Source organism: Caballeronia arationis (genome assembly GCF_001544975.2).
Lineage (GTDB): Bacteria > Pseudomonadota > Gammaproteobacteria > Burkholderiales > Burkholderiaceae > Caballeronia > Caballeronia arationis.
The window spans coordinates 1-1,198 of the sequence record NZ_FCOG02000467.1; the positions used below are offsets into that span (position 1 = coordinate 1).

The window sequence follows — 1,198 nt, forward strand, 5'->3', positions numbered from 1 at the left end:
TCTTCGCTGCGACACTTGCCTCAGCGGGTCAACCTCAAAGCGCTAAACATTAACCCCCTCGTTGCACTTCGGTTTGAGACCGCCAAGGTACAAACTCGATCGCGTTCTGTAACTCGCCACTCTTGATTACCGTCTGCTGGACGCGAGTCGCCGGATTCATGACTTCGACGGGGTTAAGCATGGTGAACTCGGTGCGGCTTGCCGCTTGCTCAATCACCGGAGTACTGCCGTACACGATCAGCACGACTACCGGCATAACAACCCACGGAGGCGCCGTCGCTATCTCCTTCGATCACGACCGACGAGGCCAGCGCGTACTGTGAGTTCGATTTGAAGACATTAATTACGATTTCATATCATGCACGATACCGACATACGACGGGTCTGGAATTCATTTTCATCGCGTTCTACTGCAGAGAGAAACATATAGTCGTCAGTCCAGCGGATGTAGGTTTGCGCTAAATGTCGTGCCCTCGACGACGCGAAGTTTATATCTGTAGTTTAGGTCACGAAATGACATATATCCACCTCAGTCGCCGGAGCAGCGGGAGATAGATGATGGTCACGAATCGAAAACGCAGTGCAATTGAAGCAGCGACAAAGCAGGATTTGGAACAGTTATCCGAGTTTCGTTACAAGCTACGTCGGTTTCTTCATTTCTCAGAGGAGGTCGTCAACGCAGAGGGCATTACTCCGTTGCAATACGTTCTTCTGTTGCACGTGATGGGCTTTCCTGGTCGTGATTGGGCAACGGTCGGTGAACTCGCCGAACGATTGCAGGCCGCCCCACACGGGACGGTTGCGCTGGTGTCGCGCTGTGAGACGGCGGGGCTGGTCGCGCGCAGAGCCAACGAGCACGATCGGCGGCAAGTCGAAGTACACTTAACACCAAAAGGGGCGCGGTGTCTTTTTAGACTTGCGGCGCTGCACAAATCGGAGATAGATTCGTTTGGCTGGACATTTTCGACTCTCGACGATCGCTGAAACGTGGACGATCCGGTGCGCTAACATACTTGATGCGAGAGCGCGTCGCAAAGGGGTTTCGAGACAGATCTGACGTGCTCCATCACGATCGCGATCTATAAAGCTCTGCTTGTGAACACCCGCGGGTTAGGAAAAAGGGTTCGTCAGTAAAAACTGTGGGTCGACGGAGGCTCGGGTAGTTTTCCAAGTGCATGATAAAGCGCGATTTCTGTCG

At 53.3% G+C, this 1,198-nt stretch carries 1 protein-coding gene; it reads left to right on the forward strand.

The features are described 5' to 3' along the window. Window positions 1-555: 555 nt before the first annotated feature. Window positions 556-984, forward strand: coding sequence for a MarR family winged helix-turn-helix transcriptional regulator (locus AWB81_RS43220; protein WP_087135630.1), 429 nt, complete (start codon window positions 556-558; stop codon window positions 982-984). Window positions 985-1,198: the final 214 nt, after the last annotated feature.

Coding starts and splice junctions, on each gene's coding strand:
- AWB81_RS43220 (WP_087135630.1), top strand. CDS start 556: ATGATGGTCACGAATCGAAAACGCAGTGCAATTGAAGCAGCGACAAAG.